This is a genomic window from Shewanella sp. HL-SH2, assembly GCF_051164935.1.
In the GTDB taxonomy this organism is placed as follows: domain Bacteria; phylum Pseudomonadota; class Gammaproteobacteria; order Enterobacterales; family Shewanellaceae; genus Shewanella; species Shewanella glacialimarina.
The window spans coordinates 3,830,796-3,854,180 of sequence record NZ_CP195035.1 but is presented as its reverse complement, the minus strand read 5'-3'; the positions used below and the strand labels follow the sequence as shown (position 1 = coordinate 3,854,180).

General features: G+C 40.2%; 23 protein-coding genes and 1 pseudogene. 11 read left to right on the top strand and 13 right to left on the bottom strand.

Annotation, left to right across the window (positions count from 1 at the left end):
• Positions 1–89 precede the first annotated feature (89 nt).
• A complete protein-coding gene (locus ACRWP9_RS16795; RefSeq protein WP_434929155.1) occupies positions 90–413 on the bottom strand; it encodes a hypothetical protein in 324 nt (107 codons plus the stop codon).
• Positions 414–485: 72 nt separating this feature from the next.
• A pseudogene (locus ACRWP9_RS16790) lies at positions 486–581 on the bottom strand (prepilin-type N-terminal cleavage/methylation domain-containing protein); the annotation flags it as partial.
• Positions 582–791: 210 nt separating this feature from the next.
• On the opposite strand from ACRWP9_RS16790, the gene ACRWP9_RS16785 reads away from it, so the two are divergent.
• The gene (locus ACRWP9_RS16785) at positions 792–2,588 is read left to right on the top strand and encodes an ABC transporter transmembrane domain-containing protein (protein ID WP_434929112.1); all 1,797 of its coding nucleotides are present in this window, start codon (positions 792–794) and stop codon (positions 2,586–2,588) included.
• A 73-nt stretch (positions 2,589–2,661) separates the two neighbouring features.
• Here the strand turns inward: ACRWP9_RS16785 and ACRWP9_RS16780 are convergent, their stop codons facing one another.
• Positions 2,662–4,260, bottom strand: coding sequence for an AMP-binding protein (locus ACRWP9_RS16780; RefSeq protein WP_434926942.1), 1,599 nt, complete (start codon positions 4,258–4,260; stop codon positions 2,662–2,664).
• Between the two features lie 577 nt (positions 4,261–4,837).
• Here ACRWP9_RS16780 and ACRWP9_RS16775 point away from each other — a divergent pair.
• Positions 4,838–7,417, top strand: coding sequence for a TonB-dependent receptor plug domain-containing protein (locus ACRWP9_RS16775; protein ID WP_434926941.1), 2,580 nt, complete (start codon positions 4,838–4,840; stop codon positions 7,415–7,417).
• A gap of 96 nt (positions 7,418–7,513) precedes the next feature.
• Here ACRWP9_RS16775 and ACRWP9_RS16770 read toward each other — a convergent pair whose 3' ends face one another.
• Entirely contained in the window at positions 7,514–8,044 is a 531-nt protein-coding gene (locus ACRWP9_RS16770; protein ID WP_434926940.1) for a thioredoxin family protein, read from the bottom strand.
• A gap of 112 nt (positions 8,045–8,156) precedes the next feature.
• Here ACRWP9_RS16770 and ACRWP9_RS16765 point away from each other — a divergent pair, with 112 nt between their 5' ends.
• Complete coding sequence (locus ACRWP9_RS16765; RefSeq protein ID WP_434926939.1) at positions 8,157–8,774, top strand: LysE family translocator; 618 nt, start codon at positions 8,157–8,159, stop codon at positions 8,772–8,774.
• A 150-nt stretch (positions 8,775–8,924) separates the two neighbouring features.
• Here ACRWP9_RS16765 and ACRWP9_RS16760 read toward each other — a convergent pair whose 3' ends face one another.
• Both ACRWP9_RS16760 and ACRWP9_RS16755 read right to left on the bottom strand, forming a co-directional pair.
• Complete coding sequence (locus tag ACRWP9_RS16760) at positions 8,925–9,293, bottom strand: DUF3144 domain-containing protein (protein ID WP_434926938.1); 369 nt, start codon at positions 9,291–9,293, stop codon at positions 8,925–8,927.
• Positions 9,294–9,360: 67 nt separating this feature from the next.
• Positions 9,361–9,903, bottom strand: coding sequence for a prepilin-type N-terminal cleavage/methylation domain-containing protein (locus ACRWP9_RS16755; protein ID WP_434926937.1), 543 nt, complete (start codon positions 9,901–9,903; stop codon positions 9,361–9,363).
• An 83-nt stretch (positions 9,904–9,986) separates the two neighbouring features.
• Here ACRWP9_RS16755 and ung point away from each other — a divergent pair, with 83 nt between their 5' ends.
• Positions 9,987–10,652: a uracil-DNA glycosylase gene (ung, locus tag ACRWP9_RS16750; RefSeq protein ID WP_434926936.1), complete on the top strand. Its 666-nt coding sequence runs from the start codon at positions 9,987–9,989 to the stop codon at positions 10,650–10,652.
• Between the two features lie 65 nt (positions 10,653–10,717).
• Here ung and ispB read toward each other — a convergent pair whose 3' ends face one another.
• The gene (gene ispB, locus ACRWP9_RS16745) at positions 10,718–11,689 is read right to left on the bottom strand and encodes an octaprenyl diphosphate synthase (RefSeq protein ID WP_434926935.1); all 972 of its coding nucleotides are present in this window, start codon (positions 11,687–11,689) and stop codon (positions 10,718–10,720) included.
• 553 nt (positions 11,690–12,242) lie between these two features.
• Between ispB and rplU the strand changes: the two genes are divergently transcribed.
• The 7 genes from rplU (at position 12,243) to ACRWP9_RS16710 (ending at position 16,531) form a co-directional block, all read left to right on the top strand.
• A complete protein-coding gene (gene rplU, locus ACRWP9_RS16740) occupies positions 12,243–12,554 on the top strand; it encodes a 50S ribosomal protein L21 (protein ID WP_226413818.1) in 312 nt (103 codons plus the stop codon).
• Positions 12,555–12,570: 16 nt separating this feature from the next.
• On the top strand, positions 12,571–12,825 hold the full coding sequence (gene rpmA, locus ACRWP9_RS16735; protein ID WP_006080527.1) for a 50S ribosomal protein L27: 255 nt from the start codon (positions 12,571–12,573) through the stop codon (positions 12,823–12,825).
• Between the two features lie 307 nt (positions 12,826–13,132).
• A complete protein-coding gene (gene cgtA / locus ACRWP9_RS16730; RefSeq protein ID WP_434926934.1) occupies positions 13,133–14,308 on the top strand; it encodes an Obg family GTPase CgtA in 1,176 nt (391 codons plus the stop codon).
• 16 nt (positions 14,309–14,324) lie between these two features.
• Positions 14,325–15,083 (top strand): threonine/serine exporter family protein, encoded by a 759-nt coding sequence (locus tag ACRWP9_RS16725; RefSeq protein ID WP_226413822.1) that lies wholly within the window; start codon positions 14,325–14,327, stop codon positions 15,081–15,083.
• Positions 15,083–15,553: a threonine/serine exporter family protein gene (locus tag ACRWP9_RS16720; RefSeq protein ID WP_434926933.1), complete on the top strand. Its 471-nt coding sequence runs from the start codon at positions 15,083–15,085 to the stop codon at positions 15,551–15,553. Before ACRWP9_RS16725 ends, ACRWP9_RS16720 begins: the two co-directional genes overlap by 1 nt.
• A gap of 14 nt (positions 15,554–15,567) precedes the next feature.
• Complete coding sequence (gene folA, locus ACRWP9_RS16715) at positions 15,568–16,071, top strand: type 3 dihydrofolate reductase (protein ID WP_434926932.1); 504 nt, start codon at positions 15,568–15,570, stop codon at positions 16,069–16,071.
• Positions 16,072–16,135: 64 nt separating this feature from the next.
• Entirely contained in the window at positions 16,136–16,531 is a 396-nt protein-coding gene (locus ACRWP9_RS16710) for a DUF3718 domain-containing protein (protein ID WP_434926931.1), read from the top strand.
• Between the two features lie 188 nt (positions 16,532–16,719).
• Here ACRWP9_RS16710 and ACRWP9_RS16705 read toward each other — a convergent pair whose 3' ends face one another.
• The 6 genes from ACRWP9_RS16705 to surA form a co-directional block, all read right to left on the bottom strand.
• A complete protein-coding gene (locus tag ACRWP9_RS16705) occupies positions 16,720–18,741 on the bottom strand; it encodes a HAMP domain-containing methyl-accepting chemotaxis protein (protein ID WP_434926930.1) in 2,022 nt (673 codons plus the stop codon).
• A gap of 110 nt (positions 18,742–18,851) precedes the next feature.
• The gene (locus ACRWP9_RS16700; protein WP_434926929.1) at positions 18,852–19,670 is read right to left on the bottom strand and encodes a symmetrical bis(5'-nucleosyl)-tetraphosphatase; all 819 of its coding nucleotides are present in this window, start codon (positions 19,668–19,670) and stop codon (positions 18,852–18,854) included.
• 4 nt (positions 19,671–19,674) lie between these two features.
• Positions 19,675–20,055: a Co2+/Mg2+ efflux protein ApaG gene (apaG, locus tag ACRWP9_RS16695; protein WP_434926928.1), complete on the bottom strand. Its 381-nt coding sequence runs from the start codon at positions 20,053–20,055 to the stop codon at positions 19,675–19,677.
• A 66-nt stretch (positions 20,056–20,121) separates the two neighbouring features.
• Positions 20,122–20,934, bottom strand: a complete 813-nt coding sequence (rsmA, locus tag ACRWP9_RS16690) for a 16S rRNA (adenine(1518)-N(6)/adenine(1519)-N(6))-dimethyltransferase RsmA (protein ID WP_434926927.1) — start codon at positions 20,932–20,934, stop codon at positions 20,122–20,124.
• 8 nt (positions 20,935–20,942) lie between these two features.
• Positions 20,943–21,926: a 4-hydroxythreonine-4-phosphate dehydrogenase PdxA gene (gene pdxA / locus ACRWP9_RS16685; RefSeq protein ID WP_434926926.1), complete on the bottom strand. Its 984-nt coding sequence runs from the start codon at positions 21,924–21,926 to the stop codon at positions 20,943–20,945.
• A 9-nt stretch (positions 21,927–21,935) separates the two neighbouring features.
• Positions 21,936–23,240 carry a peptidylprolyl isomerase SurA gene (gene surA, locus ACRWP9_RS16680; protein ID WP_434926925.1) on the bottom strand — a complete coding sequence of 435 codons (1,305 nt, stop codon included), beginning with the start codon at positions 23,238–23,240 and terminating at the stop codon, positions 21,936–21,938.
• Positions 23,241–23,385 lie beyond the last annotated feature (145 nt).

Genomic DNA, 23,385 nt, shown 5'->3' with positions numbered 1-23,385 from the left:
GTTAAGTGAGCGAGCGTTAACGTTTATAATAATAGACTCATTTTACTGAGCTGCTAGCAAGCAGTGTCAATAAGTCTACCAAGTACTCATTAACAACCTGTCGTCTCTACGTCAATAATTGGCCGGCCACTGACAGAAACTGCTTGCCTGTACCGCAAGTAGCAAGCCGCGACGCCCGCATCTTCTGCAATTTTACCGTGCCAGTAAATCCAAGCACCAGAATAAATACTAGGGCGTTTTTTCCAATCTCCACTGGGGACATCCATCAGTAAGTCGATACCAGATGCTGTGCCATCTGGATAACCATAAGCTAGGGTCACTGCAATACCATCAATATCAAGAATATGTGTAGCCAGCTTTTCAACACCCGCAATAGCGGCTTTTGAGTAAGTTAACGTTGCAGCTGTCTGCATCGCACTTTCCATACCTGCCATAGTTGAGATTATGGCATCCCGCCGGAAATTAATAAATTTACTTGAGGCAATAATGGCTAATATAGCCAAAATTAAGATGACTACGACCAATTCTATTAGGGTGAATCCGCGTGATAGTTTGAATGCATTGTTGGGGCTATAGTTCATATTTTTCTGGGTCGAATTAGATTTATGAATGGTCAGAATGTATGTTAGCTAACAGTGTAACAGTCATTATCATTCGATGGCTATACAGTGGATATGGATAATACATCCACAATACTACGATTTATTGGTAGTATCGTATCATCTTAATTTGTTATGTAGGTTATTACAGTGACAAAATCCACGGCAGATAATGGTCCTGTTACTCCTTCAGTGAGTGGCACTCCTTTGCTATCCACTAGTACATTATCGACATCAAATACTACTTATAGCGTACTACCTTGGATCCTCGATTTTCTAAAACCTTATAAAGTGAAAGTGTTTGCTGCGATAGTCTTCCTATTCATCGGTTCACTTGCTTGGTTATCTTTAGGTCAGGGAGTGAAGTTAATGGTAGATGAAGGCTTTATTGCCGACAACGCCGACCGATTAAATCAGATTATGTTATTTATTGTGGGCATTACTATTATCAGTGCTAGTGCTGTTTTCTGTCGATTCTACTTAATGACCTGGTTGGGTGAGCGGGTCAGTGCAGATATTCGTTTAAGGGTTTATTCGCATTTGTTGACCTTGTCACCGGCTTTTTTTGCCTCGCAACGCACCGGAGAGGTTATTTCTCGTTTTACTGCTGACAGCACCTTGATACAAAGCGTTGTAGGGTCAAGTTTGTCGATGGCGCTAAGGTCATCTGTGACAGTTATTGGCGGTATTGTGATGATGGGTTTTACCTCGGTTAAATTAACTGGGTTAGTATTACTCGCTGTACCGTTAGTGCTAGGGCCGGTGGCCTTTTTTGGCAATAAAGTCAGACGATTATCGCGTGAGAGCCAAGATAGAGTTGGGGATTTAGGCGCTTATATTGACGAAACCTTGCATGAAATACATACGGTGCAAGCTTATACACATGAGTCACAGGATAAAGCGGCTTTTACCGAACGTGTCGAGTCGGTGATGAGTGTGGCTAAAGGGCGGATTAAGTATCGCGCGTTATTGATTGCCACTGTGATGTTTTTAAGTATTTCAGCGATTGCTTTTGTGACCTGGGTCGGGGCGCAGGACGTGATGTCTGGCAGTATATCTGCCGGTGAATTATCGGCCTTTATGTTTTATGCCGTGATGGTAGCTGGAGCGGTTGCAACCATCAGTGAAGTGTTCAGTGAAATTCAGCGTGCTTCAGGAGCGACAGAGCGTTTAATTGAATTAAGCCTAGCGCCAGTTGATATCGTTCAACTAGCGATACCAGAGCAATTAAAAGGTAAGACTCATGGTGCATTATCATTGTCGGAGTTAGTGTTTGCTTACCCTGCAGAGACTAATATTGATGTGATTAATCATTTAAGCGTCGACATTCAAGCCGGTGAACGGGTCGCTTTAGTTGGGCCCAGTGGAGCAGGTAAGAGTACTTTATTTGAATTACTGCTGCGATTTTATCAGCCCAAGTCTGGTTCGATATCGTTAGATGGTATTGATATCGCTAACTTGTCTTTACATCAATTACGCCAGCAGTTTGCCCTAGTGCCACAAGAGTCGGTGATTTTTGCCAGTAGTGTGTTTGAAAATGTGCGCTACGGGCGAATTGATGCGACAGAGGAAGAGGTTAAGCAAGCATGTATTGCTGCTAAGGCCGACGAGTTTATCGTTGATTTCCCTGAAGGTTATAATACCTATTTAGGTGAGCGCGGCGTACGTTTATCCGGAGGGCAAAAACAACGTATTGCAATTGCTAGAGCAATATTAGCCGATAGACCCGTGTTGTTATTAGATGAAGCAACCAGTGCTTTGGATGCGGTCAGTGAGGTGAAAGTAAAACAAGCTTTAGAGACATTAATGGCGGATCGCACCACACTGATAATTGCCCATAGGTTGGCAACGGTTATTAACGCTGATCGTATTTTAGTACTCGATAAAGGCCAGCTTGTCGCATCAGGAACGCATAATCAATTAATGCAATCGAGTGAGTTATATCGAGAATTTGCCAGTTTGCAATTACTGACTGAGCAGCCAGAGTGATCAGATTTGAGTTAAATCGTTCCCCAATAAAAAAGATGTCTGGGCATGTTTTTTTATTGGGGATTAGTGTTGGTTACTTACGTAATTCTCTGCGTAAAATTTTACCAACAGTACTTTTAGGTAATTGGGCGGTGAACTCAATAATACGAGGTACTTTATAGGCGGTAAGCTGAGTACGACAATATTGCTTAATCGATTCTTTGGCTGCTTCGCTATCTTGATCGGGATCTTTTAATACAATTACCGCTTTTACTGCTTCTCCGGAATGATCGTTTACGACACCTACCACGGCACATTCCATAATAAGTTCATGGCCAGAAAGGACATCTTCCACTTCATTTGGGTAAACATTAAAGCCGGATACAATGATCATGTCTTTTTTACGATCAACGATAGTGTGGTAACCATCCTCTGTTGCTATCGCTATATCACCTGTTTTGAAATAGCCATCTTGAGTCATTACGTTAGCTGTTTCTTGTGGTTTATTCCAATATCCAGACATAACCTGGGGGCCACTTACAGCGAGTTCACCGGCTGTGCCAATGTCCACTTCGTTATCGTTCATGTCTAAGATTTTAATTTTGGTGTCTAAAACAGGCTTTCCGATAGTACCTAAGCGTTGATGTCCTGGCGCATTTAAACTGACAACTGGAGAGGTCTCTGACAAGCCGTAACCCTCAGATATCATGCAACCGGTAGTCTGTTGCCATAAATTGGCAGCAGCGCTCGTTAGCGCTGTTCCGCCGGAAATGGTAATGGTCATATGACTAAAATCGAGCGCTTTAAACTCTGGCTGGTGGCATAAGCCAATAAATAAGGTATTAAGGCCAGCAAATCCTGTAAAAGGATAAGCTTTCATGGTGTTGATTAATCCAGCTATATCCCGAGGATTAGGGATTAATACTGAGCACCCACCCGATTCAAAATACAGCACTAAGTTAACCATAAAAGCGTAGATATGATAAATCGGCAACGGGGCAACAAAGATATCTTCGCCTTCGGTCATGGTGCTGGCAATTCTTGACTTAACTTGCCCTGAGTTAGCCAACAAATTGCGATGGGTTAGCATGGCGCCTTTTGATAATCCAGTTGTGCCGCCTGTGTACTGTAAGGCAATTAAGTCTGTTTGGTTAGGCTTTACTGGGGTGAATATGTGCTCGCGACCTTGGGATAATAATGTATTAAATTCAATATTGTTGATGGCAGTTTGGGGTTGATCTTGTGGCGCGATCATATCCAGCGCGTGGGTAGAGATGACGTATTCAATGGTAGTAGATTTGACCACGTTTTCTAAGGTGGGCAGTAAGTCTGATAATACCACTAAAGCTTTAGCGCCAGAGTCATTATATTGATGAATTAACTCTCGTTCCGTATACAGTGGGTTAGTGTTCACTATAACAAAACCACCCCGAATAATACCGTAAGCGGCAATGACAAACTGAGTGATATTAGGTAACTGAACGGCGATACGATCACCTGGCTTCAAATTTGTGCAGTTTTGCAAGTATGCTGCAAAGTCACGCGAAAGCTGTTCAACCTCGGTAAAGGTGATGTTTTTGCCTAGGCAAGCATATGCTGTTTTATTACCAAACTTGGCGCAACTTTGTTCAATCAAATCAACAATAGATTTGTAGCTGCTTAGGTCGAGAGTTGAGTCAGCATCATATGCCATGGTATTCACCTTTATTAGTTTTATATTTATGCCGATTATATCGGTAGGTTAATAATCAAACGTGTGTTTAGATTAGAGTGCTTTTAGTTATCAGGTCAATGAAAACTTATTTGAGTCATAAAGTGGCAACTTATTATTTATACTGATGTATTTAAGAGTATTTGCTCTATTTGCGCTTAGTTAGCTCCGTTCACTTAATTTGGTAAACCTTGCAGCATTGACATACAAATACACAGTTTATTCAGTGAGTATAAATGGTTAAACATTAGCACTGACTTAATTGTAAATTTTAATTTCCAGTATATTTAATTGGTTTTTTTGTAAAAAAATTGATTTATTTTTAATTTAAATAAATCCCTTTTAAAACAGTTTCTTGGCCTTGCTTTTTGATTTTTTACTCGAAAAATACTGCTTTTTAGCACACTAATTGCTAATAAATGTTGGCAATTGTGCTGGTGTTGTTATAAAAATGTAGCTGAGATGATGGTAATTCATTTTGGGAGAGACGATTTCTTTATACAGGGAGTGTTAGGAAGTGGTGTTCAAACAATAAAATAATAATGACTGAGAATATAAAATGACTATTAACAATAAAAGAAAATTTGGCAAAAACTCATTGAGTTTAGCTGTTTCTATCGCATTATCCGGTTCTTTATTAAGCGCTCAAGTGTATGCAGCAGATGAAGAAGTTGTTGAACAAAAAGTTGAGAAGATGGCCGTAATTGGCTCACGTTCAGCCCCTCGTTCAGTGGGTGAATCCCCAGTCCCTATTGATATTATTAGCAGTGATGATTTAAAGAAGAATGGTTCAACAGACATGATTGACATGTTGGTGACATCAGTGCCTTCTTTCAACTCACGTGCCCAGCCTATTAGCGACGCGGCAACACTTGTTCGTCCAGTTAATTTACGTGGTTTACCTTCAGACAGTACTTTGGTTTTAGTTAATGGTAAACGTCGTCACCGCGCATCAGTTATTGCTTTCCAAGGCGGCGGAGTTAACGACGGCGCCCAAGGCCCTGATATTTCAGTTATTCCAAGTGCGGCATTAAAGCAAGTTGAAGTGTTACGTGACGGCGCTGCTGCGCAGTACGGATCTGATGCGATCGCAGGTGTAATGAACTTTGTGTTAAAAGATAGCGCTGAAGGTGGCTCTATTTCAGCAACCCAAGGCCAGTATTATGAAGGTGATGGCACATCAACGACTATTGATGCTAACGTTGGCTTACCGTTAACAGACGATGGTTTTGTTAATTTAACCGCTCAGTATAAAACTGCTGATGCAACAAGTCGTAGTGTGCAACGTTTTGATGCAGCAGCTATTTCAGCTGCTGGTAATACAGATATTCCAAACCCAGCACAAACTTGGGGTAACCCAGAAATTAAAGATGATTACACTATCTTCATTAATTCTGGATTTGATATAAATGACAAACACAGTCTTTATGCCTTTGGTAACGTGTCTTCACGTGATGCTGTAGGTGGCTTCTATTACCGTAACCCACACAACCGTGGTTCTGTTTATTCAAACGACGGCGGTGAAACTTTATTAGTAGGTGATGTAGGTTTAGCAACTAATGGCGTGGCGACATGTAATAACATGAATGTGCCAATCCCTAAGAACCTTGATGGTACAGACGGTAATGTATTAGATACTGCCGCCTACCAAGCAATGGTTGCTGATCCGAACTGTTTCTCAATGAACCAAGTGCGTCCAGGCGGATACACACCACAGTTTGCCGGTACCATTGAAGATATGTCGTTCTTTGCTGGTATTAAAGGTGAGCTTGCTGATTGGGACTATGATGCAAGTGCGGGTACTGGTTCTAACAAGTCAACTTTTAGTTTACGTAACTCATTAAACCCATCATTAGGTTTAGCTACGCCAACTGACTTTGAAACTGGTGCTTACGAGCAAGTTGAAACTACGGTTAACTTAGATTTTTCTCGTTTATTTGATGTTTTTGAAGGACTAAATTTTGCAACTGGCGTAGAGTGGCGTGAAGAGTCATTTGAAATTACTGCAGGTGAGCAAGCATCTTGGGAAGCGGGTCCTTATGCTTCACAGGGTTTCAACATCGGCTCACACGGATTTAAAGGCTTTGGTCCTGAATCCGCTGGTAAAAATGATCGCAGTAATATCGGTGTTTACGTTGATGCAGAAGCCTATTTAGGTGAGAAATGGTTAGTTGGCGCAGCACTGCGTTATGAAGACTTTTCAACCTTTGGTGATACGCTAAATTACAAGCTAACTGCACAATATTCGGCTACCGATGATTTAGCCTTCCGTGCCTCACACAGTACGGGATTCCGTGCACCGACAGTAGGTCAAGAGAACGTTGTTAACACACAGACTTCAATTGTTAATGGCGATTTGATTCAATCATTCATTGCGCCTCCAACGGATCCATTAGCCGCTTACTACGGTGGTAAAGTGCTAACTCCTGAAGAGTCTGTTAGTTATGCTTTAGGTGCTGTTTATCAAAGTGGTGATTTCTTCTTAACAGTTGATTATTACACGATTGAAGTAACAGGGCGTATTGCTCAATCAAGCCAAATTGATGTTGAAGCGGCAGATTATGATGACCTACGAGATTTAGGTGTTGAGTTTCCAGAGTTAATTTCTGCAGTAACTTATTATACCAATGACTTTGATACAACAACTCAGGGTGTTGATATTGTTGGTTCATATGATACTGAGTTGTTAGCTGGTGACACTAAGTTCAGCTTAGCCTATGGTTGGACTGACACTAATGTTGATAAATTTAATGAAGAAACTACTGATGCGGGTAAGGTTCGCCGTTTAGAAGATGGTATTCCAGCACATCGTGCCACATTAACTTGGGGTCAAAACTGGGATGAGTTAAGCATGAATTTACGTGCTAACTACTTCGGTGAGTACTATGCAACGCATGCTGATGATACGTCTGATTGGGGTTCTGAAATGGCCAGTTCAGCAGTAACATTTGACTTAGAGGTGAGCTATACCGTTATGGATAGCCTGACCTTCTCGGTAGGTGCAAATAACATATTTGACCAAGAAGCGCAGAAGCTTAAAGATGGTACTTTAGGTGAACTAGGTGGTGTTTATTACGAAAGTGGTCCATTTGACTACAATGGTGGTTACTACTACGGTAAAGTTAATTACCGTTTCTAGAAACAACTTAAGGGCTTAATCAATTTCAGCCCTTAAATAATAACCAATAAAAAAGACTGCCTAGGCAGTCTTTTTTGTACCTATTATGTTTTAACATCACTTCATGATGTCTAAAGCCTGATAAACATGCCTGATTTCAAGTACTTTAGGCAGCTCTATTCCTTCTGGGTAGGCTGGACCATAAACTTTGTTGTAAGGTGTACCTGCAGCGCCTTGAATACCCATATACTGTTCAATGACGGTATCAGCCTCAGACCAATTCCCCTGCATTAAAATAATGTTATCGGTCATTAGGGTATTAACTACTTGTTCGCGATGAAGCACATTGGCTTTATTCGCTTGGCAAGGAACACACCAATCAGCTGTTATATCGACAAAAACAGTAAAGCCTTGCTCAACATAAGGTGCTATTTTTTCTGGCGCAAGTGGTTGCCAATGAAGGTTTTTATATGCTTGATAGTTTTCGCCTTTATTAATAAAGGCGATAATGCTGGCAAGACAAAGCGCTAGGCCGCCTAAAACGAAAATAACCGCCATAGGGATAGCTTTGCCTTTAAACTTTGCGAACAATAAACCTGCAATCGCTAACATTAACGATATAAGTAACAATGAAGCAATAATAGACATAGTGATGCTTAATGAAGGGAAATTATAAATAGCATATCAAGATTTACTTAATTTGGTGTTAATGTTCGCAGTAACAATGCAGTAGTTTATATAAGAATAAGTAAGGGAAAGTATGAGTTTTACGACTTGGTTAGGGTTACTGGCCATTTGTTGCCTAGGGGCAATGTCACCAGGGCCGAGCTTGGCTATGGTGGTTAGGCATACATTAGGTGGCAGTCGCTTACACGGTATTGTGTGTGCTTGGGCGCATTCCATTGGTATTGGAATTTATGCTTTAGTGACCTTATTAGGGCTTGCAGCAGTCCTTAAAACATCGCCATTGCTGTTTAATGCGATTGCGATTATTGGTGCATTATATTTGGCTTGGATAGGTATTCAGGCTTTGCAATCTAAAGGTGGTATGCAGCAAACACTCTCCGCTGGAAGCAAAACCAGTTTATTAGTTGCTGCACGCGATGGCTTGGCTATTTCATTATTTAACCCCAAAATTCTATTGTTCTTTTTGGCGTTATTTAGTCAGTTCGTGTTAGCAGCAGAGACGATATCAGGGCAAACATTGATTGTATTAACCCCTTTAGTGATTGATGGCCTTTGGTATACCTTGATTGCGATTATATTATCGCATTCAGCGATATTGCCTAAGCTACGTGAAAAAGCAGTATGGATTGATAGGGTGTCTGGAGTGGTGCTAATTGCGCTTGCTGGGCGGGTTATTTTTACATTGATATAAAGATTTTCAGTATAGGCCTCAGTGTCAGGATAGCTGTGCGTGACATTTTTAACGTGTAGGTGTAGAGAGATACGAAATTAATACTAACACTCTGAAATGATGAATAATGCCATCATCATTTAGAGATGGCATTATTTTTAATCCAATGATCTAGTTTTTGAAAACTTGCACACTGTCATCTTTTGCGGGTTCGTTTTCAGCTTTAGAGATTGGTGGGTGCTTAATGTGATCGTCTAAATTTTCATTTAGCATGAGTTTATACTCATTGGCAAACCAAGCTAACGCATTGTCTTTTTCTGCTGCTAGATCAGATGACTTTATTGCTGCTTCAAATGCATTATAGCGAGATGCTGCATAGCGCAATGCTGTACCCACTTTACCAATATCATTTTCTGTTTGACCGATTTGATTGGCTAAAGCGATAAATTGATCCGCTAGTTGATATATAGTCGTAGCGCTTTGTGTTTCAGAACTTGGTGTTTCAGAAGCGACGTTTTGAGATGCAGATTGTTCAGTCATAATGCTCACTTAAGGTGTTAGTAAAATAATGAGTGTATCGAGTTTAACAGCGAAATTCAGTTTAAATTTAGCTATTAGGATCCGAATCTGTGATGACCTGCCCATTACGGGAATCATAATAAATCGAAAGCGTATTTAATTTATTGTAGAAGAAACGACATTGGTCAGGGTTGATATAGGTGACTCTGTATTCAAATGCTGTTGAGTTTACATTGGTTGAAACACTAGGAGCGTCCTGCAAAATAGTGTTCCAAACAGAAATACAGTCGTTAGTGTTATTGAGTCGAGGTGAACTTTCAAATGGTGGGTAATTTTGAGCTGGGTATCCCCATAGATTTATATCAAGCTGTCCAGCAACACCAGCATTTTCATATATTTGTAAATTGTCCGCAGGACCAGAGTTTCCCATAGAAGCCCATTTGAGATGTGCAAGGCTAATGCCTGATGAAAATGCGCCACCTGTACCTTTGACATTTGATACATGGGCATCTTGTTGTAGGTTGATAAACTTAGGCAAAGCTATGACAGCAAGAATAGCTAAAATAATAATAACAATGACTAATTCTATTAAGGTAAAACCTTGCTGCTGTTGAGTTGCTTTAAATTTCATAATACTTAATAAACGATTTACAATATCAGTACTTTAAAGTAGCTGATATAAATTAGCAATTTACTCCTAAAAAGTTAAGGATAATGAAAGTGAAAAGTTGGCCTATATTTATAGAGAATGAACAACAACAGGATTACTTTATCCGGTTAAATCAATTTCTGTCTGAGCAGCAATCGATGAACAAAGTCATCTTTCCTCCAAAGGCTGATATTTATCGTGCTTTTGAATTAACGCCAGTTGAAAAGGTGAAAGTGGTGGTGATAGGTCAAGACCCCTATCATGGCGAAGGGCAAGCCCATGGGTTAGCCTTTTCAGTTAAATCTGGCGTGAAGGTACCACCGTCACTAGCCAATATTTACAAAGAGTTAGCACAAGATATAGCGGTTTTTTCAATACCATCACACGGTGATTTAACCCATTGGGCTGAGCAAGGCTTGTTAATGTTAAATACGGTTTTAACGGTAGAAAAATCTTTGGCGCATTCACATGCTAAGGCTGGGTGGGAAGTGTTTACCGATCATGTGTTAGATTATCTTAACAGCTTACCTCAGCCACTGATATTCGTACTGTGGGGCAGCCATGCTATTAAGAAGGGACGTCTAATTACCCATGAACATCATACTATTTTAAGTGGTCCTCATCCGTCTCCATTATCGGCATATCGTGGTTTTTTTGGATGCGGTCATTTCTCCAAAATAAATCAACAGCTTATTAAAAATGGCCTCAAACCGATTGATTGGCAGGTGTAAAAAAGCAGTAACAAGGGGTGTTACTGCTTTTTAAAACAACTTAGTGTACGTTAGTTAAACATAACCTAGTGCTTACGGTTTACTGATAAGTGGGCAAGGGCAATAAGCGCTTGTTTATAATCTGTATCTGGTAATACGATCAACGCATCAATGGCTTTTTGTGCTTCTTCTTCAGCCCTTTTTTGCGTGTATTCAAGCGCACCTGATTTGTTTAAGGCGGCCACTATCTCATCAATTGCCTGGGTGCCGTCACCTTTTTCTATGGCCATTTTTATTAACGCTTTGGCGGTATCATCACCATGCACCATGGCATAGATTAAGGGTAATGTAGGTTTACCTTCCGCTAAGTCATCGCCAATATTTTTACCTAGCTCACCCGTTTCTGCCGTGTAGTCGAGTAAATCATCGGTTAATTGAAATGCTGTACCTAAATACTTACCGTAATCACCAAGTGCTTGTTGCCATTCAGTTGGGGAGCCTGCTAATACACCTGCCAGTAATGTCGCTGCCTCAAACAGCTTTGCTGTTTTACAGTAAATGACACGCATATAGTTAGCTTCAGTGGTTTCGGGGTCATTACAATTCATTAGTTGCAGCACTTCCCCTTCAGCCAACACATTGGTTGTATCAGCCAGAACCTTTAGTACATGCATACTGTCGAGTTCAGTCATCATCTGAAAAGAGCGGGTATAGAGAAAGTCTCCAACCAATACACTCGCACTGTTTCCAAATAGTGCATTAGCTGTTTCGCGGCCGCGACGTAATGTTGATTCATCGACGACATCATCATGCAGTAGTGATGCAGTATGAATAAATTCAATAATAGCGGCTAATTTAACATGTAACTTACCTTGGTAATCTACAGATCTTGCTGCAAGAATTGACAGTAAAGGACGCAGACGTTTTCCGCCACCATTTATAATGTAGAAGCCTAGTTGGTTAATTAGGGCTACATCAGATTCAAGTTGCTTATAAATAAGTTGGTCGACAGATTGCATATCTGAGTCTGCCAACAGACGAATGGCGGTTAAATCCATAATACTCTCTAATTTATTGTGGAAGACGTTAACTGTCTTTCTATTTGGTGCGCATCTGGGGTCATATCTTACAGGAGAAACGCGCTGATTTTCAAAGTTGTTGTTACTAATTTTTAAACTTGTTATGACTTATTCTCAATTTCTAAAATCTATGTCGGTGCAAATTTTTTAGTTACTTCATTAATACAAAGGAAAATCCCTGATCTAATATGCTGTAAGAGCAAATGAGTCAGTGCTTTTCAAGATAAATTTAGGTAAAATCATTTCAAAATCCGGTGAAGATAACACAGGAAGATTTTAGCGCTACTTTTAAACTAATAGAATGAGTATTTTTGCGTGGTAGTTAAGGCAATTGTACTTAATGTTTATACAATATTCAGTTTGTAACAGTGAATATTGTGCAGTAGTAACGGCTTTTTAATTTGAACCTGAATTAACGCTTGCCAGTATGAAATTCTTCGCGTAGAATCCGCGCCCATTGTCATTAAAAGTTTTTTAGCACCTATTCTCGTAAGATCGAGTTAGTGTGTTAGTCATTTGGAGTGAAATAGCTATGTACGCTGTTTTTCAAAGTGGCGGAAAGCAACATCGTGTTGCTGAAGGTCATACAGTTCGTCTAGAAAAAATTGAAGTTGCTACTGGTGAAACGATTGAGTTTGATCAAGTTCTATTGGTTGCTGATGGTGAGAACGTTCACGTTGGTGCTCCATTAGTTGCTGGTGGTAAAGTTGTTGCTCAAGTGGTTAGCCACGGACGCGGTGAAAAGATTACTATTCAAAAGTTTAATCGCCGTAAGCATCACGAAAAGAAAACCGGCCACCGTCAGTGGTTCACTGAAGTTAAAATCACTGCGATTAGCGCATAATTTAGGAGTCTAACTCATGGCACATAAAAAAGCTGGCGGTTCTACTCGTAACGGCCGCGATTCAGAAAGTAAACGTCTTGGTGTTAAGCGCTTTGGCGGTGAATCAGTTTTAGCAGGTAACATTATTGTTCGTCAACGTGGTACTAAATTCCACGCTGGTGTAAATGTAGGTATCGGTCGCGACCATACTTTATTTGCTCTAACTGACGGCAAAGTTAAATTTGAAGTTAAAGGTGCTAATAACCGTAAGTTTATTAGTATCGAAGCTTAATTTTTTAACTAAGCTAAAATCTAAAGCCCTGCCCCTGGTAGGGCTTTTGTGTTTTTGTTATTGATCTTGTTTACCAATACAAAATTATTTCTAAGCTCACGTTATCCTCTTGGTTTTAAAACAATAGTGAACTGAGTGATTAGAAAGATCTATTTTTTGCAGCAAGCGGAAGATGTATTATCCATACACCACGCTTTTCTGCCCCCTGATATTTATTGTATTTAGGGTTATAATTAGCGCCAAGGTTCTATAGCTCAAAGGTGTCTTCACCTTGTGCTATTAGATGATTGAAGTGTTAGGAGTCCGTATGAAGTTTGTTGATGAATCCAATATCCGTGTAGAAGCCGGTGACGGTGGTAGCGGCTGCGTTAGTTTTCGCCGTGAAAAATATGTACCGGATGGCGGTCCCGATGGCGGTGACGGTGGCGATGGTGGTAGTGTCTTTTTACAGGCAAATGAAAACCTGAACACCCTTATTGATTATCGTTTCACTCGTTTTCATATGGCTGAACGTGGCACCAATGGTCGTGGTCGTGATTGTACTGGTCATGCCGGTGCAGATTTAGTGTTACAAGTACCTGTAGGTACACGTGCAATCGATCAAGAAACCGAAGAAGCTTTAGGCGACTTAACTAGCCATGGCCAAAAGTTACTGGTTGCTAAAGGCGGTTTTCATGGTTTAGGTAATACACGTTTTAAAAGTAGTACTAACCGTGCGCCACGTCAGAAGACTCTGGGTACTCCCGGTGAAGTGCGTGAAATAAAGCTAGAGCTGCTTTTACTGGCCGATGTGGGATTGTTAGGCTTACCTAATGCTGGTAAGTCTACGTTTATACGCTCGGTATCACGTGCTACACCAAAAGTGGCTGATTACCCATTCACAACTTTAATTCCAAACCTAGGCGTTGTTAACCCACGTCATGGGCAAAGTTTTGTTATTGCTGATATTCCTGGGCTAATTGAAGGTGCTGCGGAAGGTGCTGGCTTAGGTATTCGTTTTTTAAAGCATCTTGAACGTTGTCGCGCATTACTACACATTATTGATATTAACCCTATTGACGGTAGTGATCCGATTGATTCAGCCAGAGCTATTGTAGGTGAGTTAGAAAAGTATTCACCAAAGCTTGCCGCTAAGCCTCGTTGGATGGTATTTAATAAAATCGATCTATTGCTTGAAGATGAAGTAAAAGAAAAAGTCGCTCATATTATTAAAGAACTAGCTTGGGAAGGCGAAGTCTTTACTATGTCCGCCTATAACCGCCAAGGTACTGAAGAGTTGAGTATTAAGTTACTTGATTTCATTCAAACATTGCCTGTTGGTCAAGATGATCAAGATGACGAGCAAGAAGTTGAATTTAAGTGGGATAATTATCATCAGGGTAAAGACGACAGCATCAACGAGAATTTTGATGATACTGATGACTTAGATGATGATGACTTTGATGATGATGATTATGACGTTGAAGTTATTTATCAACGCTAAGTTTTAAAGGATTACCGTGTACGCAGACAACCAAAATGATATAACCCGTTTAGTTGTCCGCTGCGCTCAATTGCTGCTTGCCTATGGTGCAGAGTCTGACTTGGTTGAAGAACTAAGTCAGCGATTAGGTAAAGCATTGGGCCTTGCAAGTGTTGAACTCTCTATATCTTCCAATGCACTTGTGCTAACTAGCCTTGTACATGGGCGTTGCATTACTACGACCAGACGGATCCGAGCTCATGGGATCAATATGATGGTGGTATGTGAATTACAACGGCTATGTTTGCTAGCTGAAAAAGGCATTTATGGCCCTAATGAGGTCCGCCGCCGTCTCGCTCGTATTCAGCCTAAAACATATCCTGCTAAAGTAGTTATTCCTGTCATTGGACTTTCCTGTGCTAGCTTTTGTCATTTATTAGGTGGCGATGTGATGGCCTGTTTAGTGACTTTTATTGCATCCTCCATAGGGATGAGTGTGAGACTTTTTCTTGCTAAAAGACATTTTAATTTACTCGTTAACTTTTCTATTACAGCCTTTATTACTAATGTTGTTGCTCAATTAGGTTATATTTATCCCATTAGTGAAACTCCTCAAATTGCATTAGCCGCAAGCGTATTAATGCTAGTGCCAGGTTTTCCGCTAATTAACGCGATTTCTGATATGGTAAAAGGTCATATTAATGTAGGAATATCCCGCTGGGGAAATGCAAGTCTACTCACCTTAGCTTCAGTAATTGGTATCACTATAGCAATGCAATTAGGCGGGATATTTTAATGCCGCCTCTGTTATTCGACTTGTTACATAATGCTTTTTTTTCCGCTATACCAGCTTTTGGTTTTGCCATTTTATTCAATGTACCGCAACGTTATCTTGGATTCTGTGCGTTAGCAGGTGCATTAGGTCACAGTACTCGAACCGTGTTAATGCACGTTAATATGCCGATTGAGTGGGCTACATTTGCTGGAGCCGCTCTCGTGGGGGTTATCACAATTCAATTTGCTAAACGTCATTTAGCGCCACCGTCAATGTATGCCGTTGCAGCTATTATTCCGATGATACCCGGAACCTACGCCTTTAATACTGTTATAGCGCTTATTCAATTAACGGCTCAAAACCAAGTCAGTCCAGAGTTAAGTGCGCAAGTCATTGTCAATGGGCTTAAAACGGTCTTTATTTTGGGAGCCTTAGCTGTAGGGCTAGCACTACCTAGTTTATTATATTATCGCAATCGCCCTATCATTTAATTAGAGGATTCATCATGCGTATCGCAATGATTGCCGCTATGGCTAACAATCGTGTTATTGGTAAAGACAATCAAATGCCATGGCATTTACCTGAAGACTTAAAGCATTTTAAAGCTATGACGTTATCAAAGCCTGTGGTAATGGGGCGTAAGACTTATGAATCAATAGGGCGTCCATTACCTGGAAGACACAATATTGTCATTACTCGACAGTCGAATTATGCACCGGATGGGGTCACTTGTGTCGGTAATTTTGATCAAGCTGTTGCTGCTGCGGGTGAGTGTGAAGAATTAATCATAATGGGTGGCGGTCAGCTGTATGCTGAACTACTCTGTAAGGCAGATGTATTATATTTAACTCAAATTGACCTAGATGTAAAAGGTGATACTTACTTTCCTGAATGGGATGATGGAAGTTGGCTTTTGAAACACACCATTACAGCAACAAATGAGTATGGATTGCAATATAGCTTTAACACTTTTGTTAAAAACTGTAAACTTGTTCACGAGTTACCCTGAAACTAAATACAATCACAAAGATGAGCGTATTAAGATACAATAATAAATTATAAAGGAGTGTCAGATGCGTTTAATGCCTGTGGCTATAGCCGTCCTGATAGCAGCATCTTCTGTGTCAGCCCCAGCTGTAGCAAACACTGATCAGTTAGTTGCTAACATATGTGATTATGTAAAGTCAGACGATAAAAACCGTTTACGTAAAAAGCTTAAAGAAGCCCGTGTAAAATTGCGTAATATTTATTCAGGTATGAATTGTGATGGCAGCAGTTTATTACGTACTGCCTACAATTCTAACGCGAATGACATTGGTGAGTTTATTGCGAAACAATTACCTGCATCAGACCTTTCCGCTGCTGAAGCAGACGGTGCTTCTATTATTGACTGGGCAAGTGCCAACGGTCATAGTGGTAGCCCTATTACCGCAGCAATCAATGATCGTTTAAGTGGTGGTGCGGACTAATCGCTAAGATTATTCTTTACCTACAATGTGAATACAAAAATACCGACGAATAAGTCGGTATTTTTTTATTTAAAATTGGCTTTAAACTAAATCAACGACTTCTAATCGATAAGTTCTTCCATAAGTTAGCCATAACAAAAAAGGCCTATAGGGCCTTTTCTCATTAGGAAGATAATTTAAAATCTAGCTTAGACTTTAAACTCTTTAACAGACGATTGTAGTTCTTCTGCCAACATTGCGACTTGATGGCTTGATTGTGCAGTTTGTTCTGCACCAGAAGAGGTTTCTTCTGATATAAGCGCAATATGTTCAAGCTTCTCAGATACCTGCTGACTGACCAGATTCTGCTCTTGTGCTGCGTGAGCAATGTGAGTGCCAGAGTCATAAGCTTTATGAACTGACTTGATAATTGTTTCAAGCGCTATATTAGCCTGTTCATTCTTATCAACACAGCTGCTAGCTTGTGATTTGCCTAGCTCCATAACAGCAACGGCTTGCTGAGCACCTTGCTGTAACACTTCGATCATTAACTGAATTTCTCGGGTTGAATCTTGGGTGCGTGAGGCAAGACTGCGGACCTCATCAGCAACCACCGCAAAACCTCGACCTTGCTCACCCGCTCTGGCTGCTTCAATTGCGGCATTTAATGCCAGTAGATTAGTTTGTTCGGCAATGCCTCGGATAACATCTAAGATTGAGCCAATAGATGCACTATCGGTGTGAAGTTTATTGATTACTGTGCCAGCTTTAGCCACTTCATCTGCCAGGGCTAAGATAGTAAGCTTGCTTTCATCAGCAAGAGAGCGCATGTGTTTGGTTTCTTCGTCGGCTTGTTTTATTTGTTCTAATGCCTGATCTGCGCTCATTGAAACCTGTTGAGAGCTTGAACTTAACTCAGTGGTTGCCGTAGCGACCTGATCGACCTGACTTTTCTGCTCTTGAATGCTAATAGTGGTCTGTGCTGTAATAGCTGAAGTTTCTTCTGCGGCCGCGGCAAGTTGATTTGAACGATCTAAAATCCCCATAATTAAGCTGCGAAGGCTGTCGACTAAACGGTTACAGTTTTTCGACAGTTCAGCAAATTCATCGTGGCCAGAGTCATCTAACTTATGGGTTAAATCACCTGAAGCTAATACATTAAGGGCTTGGTTTACTTGTGCTAAAGATTGTTTTAATGGCTGGACAACCATATAGCTGACAAAAATCGCAACAAATATAGCAAAAAGCACTACTGCCATGGTTTTAACTTCTGCGGAGTCAATCACATCAATTGCTTCGTTACTTATTTCGTTAGTAAATCCATCAATTGCCGTGGCAAATTCATTCATTTTTACATTGACGGTTTTGGTTTTAACTTGGATATCACTTAAGGCGGCCGCTGCAGCCGCTTCATGTTGTAATTGCTGCTTTTTTAGACCAATTATAGAGTTATTGCCGGATAATAGTTTAAACACTTTATCTGTTTCTGTATTAAGGTCTGCCAATGTATCACTGTCAATTATATCTTGACCTTGTAAACTTATATGGCTCAACTTGCCTTTTGCTTCACTGACCATGAATTCCAATTCTTTTATAATCAGTTCGTACTTACTGCTGTCAGTGACCGCAACGAGGTCATATACCGTAGTGATTAAATTGATAAATGTGTTATCAACAATATTGGCAGAAGAAGCTAAGCTTCTTTCTACAGAGTCTTCACTGGTCTCTAAATCTGTTACGTCCAATAGAATAGAAGATGCGTCATCAGCAGCATTTTCTATCTCGCTGCGCATTTTTAATGCATCCTCTTGTTTAGATAAGGATTGCAATCTTTCGCTAAGCATCTTATCTGCTATATTTTCATAGGCTACATAAGCTGTTTTTAGTTGGTTTAGTGGTTGCGAAAGTTGTTCTTGTTCAGAAATTAAGTTTGTTAATTTACTGAATTCAGACACGAATTTTTTATTTTCACTAGCAAGGTATTGTTCTATAGCAGGGATTTTTGAAGAATGGTCACTGTAGTAACCTAAAATAAATTGAATCTGTTGGCCACTAATATTTTCGCTTAACAAATTAGTATGTGCCAAAGCGGGTAGACTAACTTGTTTTAAGGTTTGGGTACCTTTTTTGATGCTGCTATTGCCTAATAATGTGACAACGCCAAGTATGATTAGTAATAAAGTTAAGACAGAAAATCCGCCTATAACCCTAGTGGCCACTTTAATCTTCATATGTTACTCCAACCTATTATTATTTTATCCCAACAGCAAGGACTTTTGTATTCAGGTACTTTTTGAAATCCGATAGTAGATTATCGGCTTATTCGTCTTTTAGTTTAACGCTAAATGAGCTTTTTTTGGGTAATTTTTTCATTTGTTTCAAGGTGCCACAGTGTTAAATGTTCACCCCAACAGCATCCTGTATCTAAAGCATGTAAATGTGCTGCAGATGTTTGCCCCATTAATGCCGCCCAGTGACCGAAAACGATCTGGTAAGGTGCTTTTAGCTTAGACTCAAAATCAAACCATGGCCTTAATATTTTATCTTTCACTTGGTTTGGAGGCAGTTTACATTCAAAGTCTAAACTGGCATCGGAATGTAAAAACCGCATCCGTGTTAGAGCATTGATACAATATATCGTGCGCTCAATTCCATTTAGGTTATTGTTCCAAAAATTGGGTTTATTCTGATACATTTGGTCAATAATGCTCGTCAAATAATCAGCCTGTTTAAGCTGTTCACTAACCATTAAACTTTCAGATATAAGTGTTCCCAAATTCCACTGTGGAGGTACACCTGCATGACTCATTATAAGATTATGTTCAGGTATGTATCGTGCTAATGGTTGTTGCCTTAGCCAATTTATCAGCTTAGGACAGTCGGGCGCTTCAAGCAATGCTTGTAAGCGATCATTTGGGTTTGCGCGCTTTATTTTGCCATGAATAGCCATTAAATGAAGATCATGATTACCTAGCACTACCTTGCCGCTGTCTTGAAGTGATTCAAATAGTCTTAAGGTTTCTAGCGAGCACGGCCCGCGGGCAACTAAATCACCAACAGCCCAGAGTATGTCTTTTGAAGGATTAAAACTGACTTTCTGTAATAGTCTTTGTAGCTCTTGAAAGCATCCTTGAATATCACCGACAAAATAATTGGCCATAATTTTATTGCAGCAACCCTGGCACAGCTAACCTGAAGGTGGGAATGACAGCTGAAAATAGTCTGCCATCATTGTAGACCATGCCATATGAGCCTTCCATAAAACCGATAGGGGTTTCTAATACTGTTCCACTTGAATACTGGTAAGCGGTATTAGGTGCAATAGTAGGGGTTTCTCCTACGACGCCAGGGCCTTTTACTTCACTTTTATCGCCATTAGCATTAGTGATGATCCAGTGACGATCTTTTAACGTTACAGCTTGATCGCCCACATTGATTATAGTGATAGTGTAGGAGAATAAATATTTCTCATCTGCTATATCTGATTGATGCTCAAGATATTCAGTGTCGACTTTAATTTTTATCGGAGATTCAGCTTGACTCATAGGTGATATATTTCGTCCTTAAGCAAAAGGGCATATTCATTGAACATGCCCCTTAAGATGAAGTAATTAATTTGTTGTTTTTTTATCTATATATAAATTAGCCATCGCAACATATTGTTGCACACTGATTTGCTCTGGTCGCAGGGTTGAATCTATATTGAGTAGGGCAAAGTCTTCATCATTGAGCATGCCTTTCAAGTTGTTGCGCAAGGTTTTACGGCGCATATGAAATGCTGTTGTGCATAAATGACGCATTACAGTTACGTCTTTGCATGGCCAAGGTTTTTGCTCATAAGGCAATAAACGTACCACGGCAGAGTCTACTTTTGGCGCAGGAGTAAAGCAGTGCGGAGGAACTTCTAATACAGGTACGACTTGACAAAAATATTGCGCCATAACGGTGAGACGTCCATAAGCTTTGCAACCTGGGCTGGCCGATAAACGCAATACCACTTCTTTTTGGAGCATAAAGTGCATGGTTTCAATATATTCTGCAAACTCAAATAAATGAAACATTAAAGGCGTTGAAATGTTGTAAGGTAGATTACCAAACACTTTCATTTTTTTGCCTTCTTGTCTAAGCAGGTTAAAATCAAACTGTAATGCATCACCCTGGTGAATAGTCAGTTTATCTTTTAATATAGGATGTGTTTTTAATCGCTCAACTAAATCGCGATCGAGTTCAACGACTGTGAGGTTATCTATGGTGTCTGCAACTGGCTCTGTTAGTGCACCTAAGCCTGGTCCTATTTCAACCATAACGTGGTCATTATCAGGGGAAATAGCACCAACAATGCTACTTATCACACCTTCATCAGTTAAGAAATTTTGTCCGAATCTTTTTCTGGCTGTATGGCCTAAATGTACTTTATTACTCATTAGATTAATTACTTACTCTTATCAATCATTTCAATGGCTTTATTTAATGCGCAAAATAAACTGCCACTATCTGCTTGCCCTGTGCCGGCAAGATCTAACGCTGTGCCGTGATCTACAGACGTTCTAATATACGGTAGACCTAAGGTGATATTAACTGATTTACCAAAACCTATAGATTTGAGCACGGGTAAACCTTGATCATGGTACATAGCCAATACAACATCAGCTTGTTCAAGATATTTAGGCTGGAATAATGTGTCTGCTGGAAGTGGACCGACGATGTCCATACCTTGCTGACGTAGCTCATTTAAGGCTGGTATTATGGTATCAATTTCTTCACGACCTAAATGACCATCTTCACCAGCGTGCGGGTTTAAGCCACACACAAATATTTTAGGTGAACCTAAGCCAAATTTACTGACAAGCTCACGATGTAAAATACCGATAATGTGGTGCAACCTGTCACGCGTAATGGCTTTTGCCACATAAGCGAGTGGAATATGGGTTGTCATTAATGCAACCTGCAATCCGGGTGTTGCTAACATCATGACTACATCTGGGCAATTTGCCTGTAGGGCGAAGTATTCTGTGTGACCACTGAATGAAATACCCGCCTGATTAATGATGCCTTTATGGACTGGCCCTGTGACAACAGCGTCAAATTCTTTTGACATGTTCTTTTCACCGGCACATTTAAGCGTGTCAACAACGTAGCCACTGTTAGCTTCATTCAACACGCCACATTCAACAGGTTCTGCCAACTTAAATGGCAGAATAGTTAATGTGCCCGCTTGCTGCGCTTTAGCCGGTAATGTTGAGTCATACGGTTTTAGCTGTAACGGTAAATTAAGTAATTTGGCTCTATCTAATAATAATTGTGGATCAGCACAAACAACTAACTCAGCAGGCCAATCCTGCTGAGCTAGTTTAATGACGATGTCAGGGCCGATACTCGCCGGTTCACCCGGCGTTATCGCGATACGTTTGATCATTGTGAGTTATTAGCCTCGTATATTTTCAGGCTCGAATACTTCGATGTATGCGTCACTGCGCATTTCATCTAACCAGTTTTGTAATTCTTCGTTAAATTTACGACGGAAAATTAATTGGTGTGCTCGATTACTATTAAACTTATCTGTTGCATCTGTTTTTCGACGATCCTCTAGCTGGACAATGTGCCAGCCGTGAGTGGTGCGAAAAGGTTCACTAATTTCACCCGGCTTTAAGTTTTGGAGCGTTTGTGAGAATTCAGGAACATATAAACTTGGTTCAGCCCAGCCTAATTCACCACCTTTAGCTCCTGAACCAGGATCTTCAGAATATTGGCGAGCTAACTTATCAAAATCTGCATCGCCACTGCGTATGTCTTTTAAGAAGTTTGCTAACATAGCTTGAGCACGATCTTCAGATAAAATAGGTGACGGTTTCAATAAAATATGACGTGACTTAACTTCATCGATTTCTTGAGTTTGTAAACCACGAGTATCCATGACCTTAATGATATGAAAACCTGAACCTGATTTTATCGGCCCTAAAATATCGCCTTTTTTAGCGTCAACAACAACTTCTGCAAACAAAGTTGGCATCTCATTGATGTTCATGAACTCCCATATACCGCCTTCAAGTGCTTTGGGGCCAGATGAAGAGGCTATCGCTGTACTGCGGAAATCATCACCTTCATTAAGGCGCTTTAATACAATATCTGCTCTACGACTTGATAGTTCCAGTTGCTCACTGGTTGGGTCGTTTGGGATCTCAATTAAGATATGACCCACTTGAAATTCAACATCTTTCAAACCCTGTTCTTCAATCAGTTTAACTAGACTGTTTATTTCTTGAGGGGATACTTGGATACGACGCTGTACTTGAATACGTTGAATTTCACCTAAAGTGATCTCTTCGCGAAGTTGTTCACGGTATTGGCTGAAGCTCATACCTTCTGATTCTAGTTGCTGCTGCATCTGGTTTACGGTAATTTTTTGTTCTTTAGCGATATTTTCAATAGTTTGATCCAATTGAAGATCACCAATAGATAAACCAATCCGTTCAGCTGTTTGCAGTTGTAAACGCGTTGAAATTAAGCGATCAATAATTTGAGTGCGTAAAGCTTCATCAGAAGGCAGCGTTTGATTAGATGCTTTTGCGTTTGCAGAAACAGTCGTAATCATGTTGCTAATTTCGCTTTCTAAAATAATACCGTCATTTAATTGAACGGCTACGCTGTCTAACGTTTGCGGAGCTGATAAAGCTGGTTGGCTTATTGTCAGTGCAAATAACGCAAAAAAAAGTTTCTTACTGTGTTTCATCCAATAAATCCTTGGCACTTTTATTCTGGTATTTTGGGGGGGACCCAAATCTATTGTTATCATTTTTGTCAGTTAATCTTAATTAACTTAACATAGGACTACGGTTTTTAATCTTGGTTCAGCAATTTATCATAAGCTATCATAA